The following is a 5,657-nucleotide window of genomic DNA, read 5'->3' on the forward strand; positions in this document are numbered from 1 at the left end:
GAATCGATCGATCGGGCACTCTGCCCGATTCGCAGACCGGCACCCAGCGCTCGCCGACAGGCTGCAAATTTCCAGGTTTGAACTGCAGCGCTCAGCCGTCTCTCACATGCTCGCCAACACGATCGGGATGCTGCAGACCAGGACCGAGCCCGCGCGATGAAAGGCAAGGCCAGGGCCACGACTAGCCAAGAGTCATTTGCACCCTCCCCGCCAACACGGCAACATGGGTCGCTTGCCGCCGGACCGTCCGGCGGCGTCTGCAGGGAGCCCCACATGGCACGTGCCGCCGTTCCTGGTCCGCTCGGGTTGGACGTTGCCCGGTTGACGTCCGATCCGGGCACGAAGTGGCTCGGCGACTCGCCGCGCCCCGGCCCCGTGGGCTTGGATGCGTCCGCCGGCGACAACTGGATCCTGGTCGCCGCCGACTTCACGCCGCCCGCCAGCGCCCCGTACGTCCCCGCGCCTCGGAAACCCATCGCCACGCCCGACGGCGAAGCCCGCGCTCTCACGACCGGCGAGATCGCGATGGCCCGCCTGCTCTTCAAGGACGCGCTCGACTACACGACCATCAAGGTCCACAAGGACGAGTACCTGCCCTTCGGCCTGCAGCCCGACGACACCGCCATGACACCCAACGGCGAGATGTACTTCAACAAGGACTACTTCAAGGAAGACTTCTCCCAGGGCGAGGACGGCGACAAGCACTGGTTCATGCACGAGATGGTCCATGTGTGGCAACACCAGCTCGGCTACTGGGTCCGCCTGCGCGGCGCGATCCGGATCGGCCTGTCCTACAAATACGAGCTGAAGTCCGGCCAGACCCTCGGGGACTACAACATGGAAGCCCAGGGTGACCTGCTCGCCGACTACTTCGCGCTCAAGCACCTGAGTTCGCCCGATGCCATGAGCCAGCGGCAATACGCCAAGAGCCTGCCGCTCTTCGAAGAGGTGCTCAAATCCTTCATCGCCAATCCCGCCGACAAGGCCAACCTGCCCTGAGCCCATGACGTCCATGAAGTCGATGAAGCCGCTGAAGCCGATCCTTCTGCTCGCGCTGTCCGCCTGGATCTGCTCGGCCTGCGCCACGTCCCGCCGCGGGGAGGCCGAGGTCCGCATGGAAGGCGGAAAACCCTGTTTCACGCTCACCGCGAAGGAAGCGAAGCGCGATCCCGGCGTGAGACTGCAGGCGGTGATCGTCTCCGATGCGTCCTCCAAGCCGGTGACCAAGGTGTGGTCGATGGGCGTGGATCCCGCCCAGGGCGCACCGATGTCGAACGCCAGCTGCATTGCCTATGGCCAGACGCCGCCCGGCGCGGAGACCAGCACGCCGCCGGCCCCGCTGCAGCCCGACCGCGTCTATCTGGTCTATCTGAACGGCCGCCCGTCGGATCCGTCCGATCCGACGCATGGCTACGGGGCCAAGTTCTGCCTCGCTTCCGACGGCGCCCAGACTCAACGGCTGGTGCCTCTGAAGCCCGGTTCCCGCGAATGGATCGACGAGGTCTGCCGATAGCAGAGGCCGGTGACGGGCGACAGTCTCGTCCCCGAGACCGCATCACCGCCTCAGCGCATCAGCGCATCACCTTCGCCAGGTGGCTCGCCATCATCCCCGCCGCGATCCGCGCGACCTCCTTGGGCTTGAGGCTCTCGTCGAAGAGCATCTCCACCGTCGCGTAGATCAGCTCCACGACGATCCGGCTCGCGAGCTTGAGCTCCGCGCGCTTCGCGCCCGGCAGCGCCTTCACCAGCAGCCGCGTCTGCGCCTCCGTGACCGCCGCATGCGAGGCCAGGCGCACCTCCTGCAGCGCGGGCACCGCCCGCATCGCCCGCATGATCCACACGCCCGCCGGCGTGTCGCGCGTGGCCGCGTAGGTGTCCAGCAGCAGGCCCGCCAGCGCCTCCTCCAGCGTCGGCACGCCGCCCCGCACCACCTCCACCGACATCCACTTCGTCACGCACTCGTTCTGCCGCTGCATCAGGCGCTGGCCGAGCTCGAACAGCAGCGCGTACTTGTTCGGAAAGTACCGGTACAGCGCCGGCGGCGACAGCCCCGCCCGCATGCACACCAGGTTGGTGGAGAGCCGCTCCACGCCCACCTCGATCAGGGTCTGCGCCGCCGCCTCCAGGATGCGCTCGTAGGTCTCCGTGGCGCGTTGCTGCGCGGGCAGCTTCTTGCCCGCCAAGGACGGCGGAGACGCCACGTCAGGCATGGTCTCAGACGAGGTTTCCGGCAAGGCCCCATGCGCCGACCCGATGGTCGGCACGGCGTCCAGGGAGAGGTCGGAGGTCTTGCGGCGAGTCTGTGGCATGGGCGTGGACCGGCGTGAGCACTGCGGGATTCTTCCAGGGTTGGCGAGCACCCCGTAACGATAGCCATGACTATAAGATCTCCGCTCATCTTCCAACGCATGGTTTGCGCCGAGATGAGCACACTTCCCTTCACGGTTCCTGCGCCCGCCTCGGCCCGCACGCGCGGCGCGCAGGCGCTGGCGATCGTCGTCGGCTCGGTGGCGCTGCTGATGCTCGGCCTGCAACCGCTGCTGCTGGGTGCGCTGCTCGAGGCCGGTCACGTCACCCTGGAGGGCGTCGGCCTGGTCGCCATGGGAGAGATCGTGGCCCTGGGCCTGGGCGTGCTGATCGGCGACCTGGTGCTACCGGTGCGATCGCTGCGGGCCATCACCGTGGTGGCCGCCGTCGCCGCGGCGGCCTTGAACCTCGTCACCATGCGGGTCGTGGGCGATCTGGCGCTGGGCCTGGTCCGCGCCGGCGCCGGGATCGCCGAAGGCCTGATGGTCTGGAGCACCACCGCCGTCATCGTCCGGGCCGCCGTGCCCGAGCGGCTGGCCGGCCTCTTCTTCGTCGTGCAGACCCTGGCGCAGTCGATGCTCGGCCTCGCGCTGGCGCATCTCGTCATTCCCACGGCGGGATGGCCTGGCGGCTTCGCCGTGCTGGCCGGGCTCTGCGGCCTGGCCGCCCTGCTCGCCCTCGCCTTCGCCCGGCCGCTGGGCCCGCTCACGCCCACCGTGAGCCAGGTCGGCATCGGCATGACCTGGACCCGGCCGCGCGTGGGAACGCTGCTGGTCGTCTTCCTGCAGCTCGCCACCCTCGGCGCACTGTGGGCCTATGCCGAGCCGCTCGGCACCCGCGCCGGCTTTTCGCCCCTGGCGGTTCAGACGCTCATCGCCGCCGGACTCGGCATGCAGGTCGTCGGGGGCAGCGTGGGCACGTGGCTCGTGCGGCGGCTGCCGGTGCGGCCCGTGCTGCTGGGGTGCGCCGTCGTGCTGGGGCTCAGTGCCCTCGGGATCGCGCGAACGGAGCAAGGCGGCGCCACGGCCTTCGCCGCGCTCTGCGGGCTGTTCACCTTCACCTGGCTGTTCATGCTGCCGTTCCAGATGGCGCTCGCCTTCCGCGTCGACGGCAGCGGGCGCGTCGCGTCGCTGGTGCCGGCGGCCCAGCTCTTCGGCAGCGCATTCGGACCGCTGATGGCCTCGCTGGTCGTCACCGGCGATGAGGTCGCTCCCGTGCCGTTCGTGGCCGCTGGCTTCGCCGCGCTCGCGATCCTCGCGCTGCCTCTGACGCGCTCGCCCGTCCGACACACGACGGACTGACTTCGACGGCCGCTGGCCCTCACCCCTGCCCTCTCCCGCAAGCGGGAGAGGGAGCAAGAATGGGTTCCGCCAGGGTTTCTCCGCAAATCAAATTCGATAGTCATCGCTATACCATAGCCATCACTATCCAATTGACGCGAGGGCGAGACCCTCCGGAGAGGACGCGATGGCAGCTCGACAAGCCCTTCCCCGACGAAGCGCCCCCAGGACGTCGGCCTGGCCGACCGTGGGGACGACGATCTCGACGCTGTGCCTCGCGCTGCTCCCGGGCCTGGCGATGGCCGTCGGACCGGATGACGCCAAGGGCCGATGGCTGAGCGCCGACGGCGGCGCCGTCATCGAGTTCAAGCCCTGCGACGACAAGCTCACCGCGCTGTGCGGCCGCATCGTCTGGGACAAGGACGCCGGCAAGGCCAACGACACCTGCGGCATCCAGATCGCGCAGCTGGACCGCTACGAGAACGAAGCCTGGCGCGATGGCTGGGTCTACGACCCGCGCGACAAGAAGAAATACAAGGGCGCTCTGCGTGTGAAGGGCGGCGATCTCTACGTCCGCGTCTACATCGGGACCGAGATCCTCGGTCAGACCGAGCAGATGAAGCGCGTGGCCGAGCTGCCCGCTTCACCCGTCTGCAAATCCTGAGCGTGAGCAAGTCCTGAACATCAGAACGAGGAGACCAGAGATGAACCACAAGACCGCTGCGCTGACGACCTGCGCCGCCCTCGCCACACTCACCGTGCTCTGCCCTTCCACCGCCCGCGCCGACGAGACCGGCACCGCCACGATGGCCGTCGACACCGAGGTGAAGCTGCTCTCCGACCTGCGCAACCGCGGCGTGTCGGACTCCGGCCGCAAGCCCTCGCTGCAGCTGGGCGTCCAGGTCGCGCATGAATCCGGGATCATCGGCCTCGCCCAGTTGTCCACGGTCAGCAAGAAGGCCTTCACCGACGGCGACGGCCTCAACCTGCTGCTCGGCACCGGCTACCGCTTCGGCGATCCGGACGGCTGGCACTTCGGCGTGGGCCTGGCCAAGGAGTTCTTCCCTGGCGCGAAGTTCGACGCGCCGCACGGCATCGACATGGAAGCCGGCGTGCCGGTGGACTTCCGCCGCACCCGCTACGACACCGCCTACGCCGTGCTGGAGATCGGCTGGGGCAAGCTCGAAGGACGCATCCTCAACGTGCTCTCGCGTACCTACCGCGGCGCGGACACCGGCGGCGTCTGCGGCCAGATCCTCGTGGCCGGCGTCGATCCCACGCCGGCGCTCGAGTGCTACGCCCGCGGCGACAACAACTCGCGCGGCAGCATGCTCTACGAGCTGGCCTATCGCCATCCGCTCACGCCGACCACGACCCTGAACCTGCACGCCGGCACGCAGAAGATCCGCCACTTCAAGGAGGCGGACTTCAGCGACTACTCGATCGGCGTCACCCATCAGCGCTGGGGCCTCGCCTTCACCGCCGAATGGGTCGCCACCCGCACCCACCGGCCGGAGCTCTTCATGATCCCCGACGGCGACGGCTGGAAACGCCAGGACAACAACACGCTGGTCGTGTCCGTGTCGCGCAAGTTCTGATGAGCGCTCCGGTCTCATCGACCTCGCCGCTGGTGCTGGCGGTCGACCTCGGCACCAGCGGCTGCAAGTGCGCGCTGGTGACCCTGGGCGGCGAGGTCCTGGCCTGGGCCTTCCGTCCCGTGCCCTTGCTGGTCGACGGCGCGCGGGCTGAGCAGGATCCCGAGGCCTGGTGGCAGGCGCTGCTCGAGGCGGCCGGCGAAGTGCTCGCGCCCGACGCCGCGCGTCGCCGGCGCGTGTCGGCGGTGTGCTGTTCCACGCAGACCGAGGTCACCGTCTGCCTCGGTCGCGACGGCCGCGCGATCGGCCCGGCCTTCAGCTGGCTGGACGCGCGCGGCGCCGCCGCGATCCGGCGACGGCTGCGCGGCCGCTGGCTCAACATCGAAGGCTACGCGCCGCACAAGCTCTGGCGCTGGTTGCGCCTGACCGGCGGCGCACCGTCGCTCAGCGGACGCGACGCCGCCGGCCACATGGC

Annotated in this window: 7 protein-coding genes; 6 read left to right on the plus strand and 1 reads right to left on the minus strand. The window is 69.2% G+C overall.

Annotated elements, in window-relative coordinates; translation table 11 throughout:
• Window positions 1–273 precede the first annotated feature (273 nt).
• Both VF536_RS15425 and VF536_RS15430 read left to right on the plus strand, forming a co-directional pair.
• Complete coding sequence (locus VF536_RS15425; RefSeq protein ID WP_331615746.1) at window positions 274–999, plus strand: hypothetical protein; 726 nt, start codon at window positions 274–276, stop codon at window positions 997–999.
• A gap of 4 nt (window positions 1,000–1,003) precedes the next feature.
• Complete coding sequence (locus VF536_RS15430) at window positions 1,004–1,513, plus strand: hypothetical protein (protein WP_331615747.1); 510 nt, start codon at window positions 1,004–1,006, stop codon at window positions 1,511–1,513.
• Window positions 1,514–1,571: 58 nt separating this feature from the next.
• Here the strand turns inward: VF536_RS15430 and VF536_RS15435 are convergent, their stop codons facing one another.
• Window positions 1,572–2,309: a helix-turn-helix domain-containing protein gene (locus VF536_RS15435; RefSeq protein WP_331615748.1), complete on the minus strand. Its 738-nt coding sequence runs from the start codon at window positions 2,307–2,309 to the stop codon at window positions 1,572–1,574.
• 114 nt (window positions 2,310–2,423) lie between these two features.
• Here VF536_RS15435 and VF536_RS15440 point away from each other — a divergent pair, with 114 nt between their 5' ends.
• The 4 genes from VF536_RS15440 to VF536_RS15455 all read left to right on the plus strand — a co-directional run.
• Window positions 2,424–3,608, plus strand: coding sequence for an MFS transporter (locus VF536_RS15440; protein WP_331615749.1), 1,185 nt, complete (start codon window positions 2,424–2,426; stop codon window positions 3,606–3,608).
• Window positions 3,609–3,774: 166 nt separating this feature from the next.
• On the plus strand, window positions 3,775–4,251 hold the full coding sequence (locus tag VF536_RS15445; RefSeq protein WP_331615750.1) for a DUF2147 domain-containing protein: 477 nt from the start codon (window positions 3,775–3,777) through the stop codon (window positions 4,249–4,251).
• A 40-nt stretch (window positions 4,252–4,291) separates the two neighbouring features.
• Window positions 4,292–5,185, plus strand: coding sequence for a TorF family putative porin (locus tag VF536_RS15450; RefSeq protein ID WP_331615751.1), 894 nt, complete (start codon window positions 4,292–4,294; stop codon window positions 5,183–5,185).
• The coding region (locus VF536_RS15455) for an FGGY family carbohydrate kinase (protein ID WP_331615752.1) at window positions 5,185–5,657 on the plus strand (473 nt) is incomplete at its 3' end. The genes VF536_RS15450 and VF536_RS15455, both read left to right, overlap by 1 nt.

The organism is Roseateles sp. (assembly GCF_036486225.1).
Taxonomy (GTDB): domain Bacteria; phylum Pseudomonadota; class Gammaproteobacteria; order Burkholderiales; family Burkholderiaceae_C; genus Roseateles.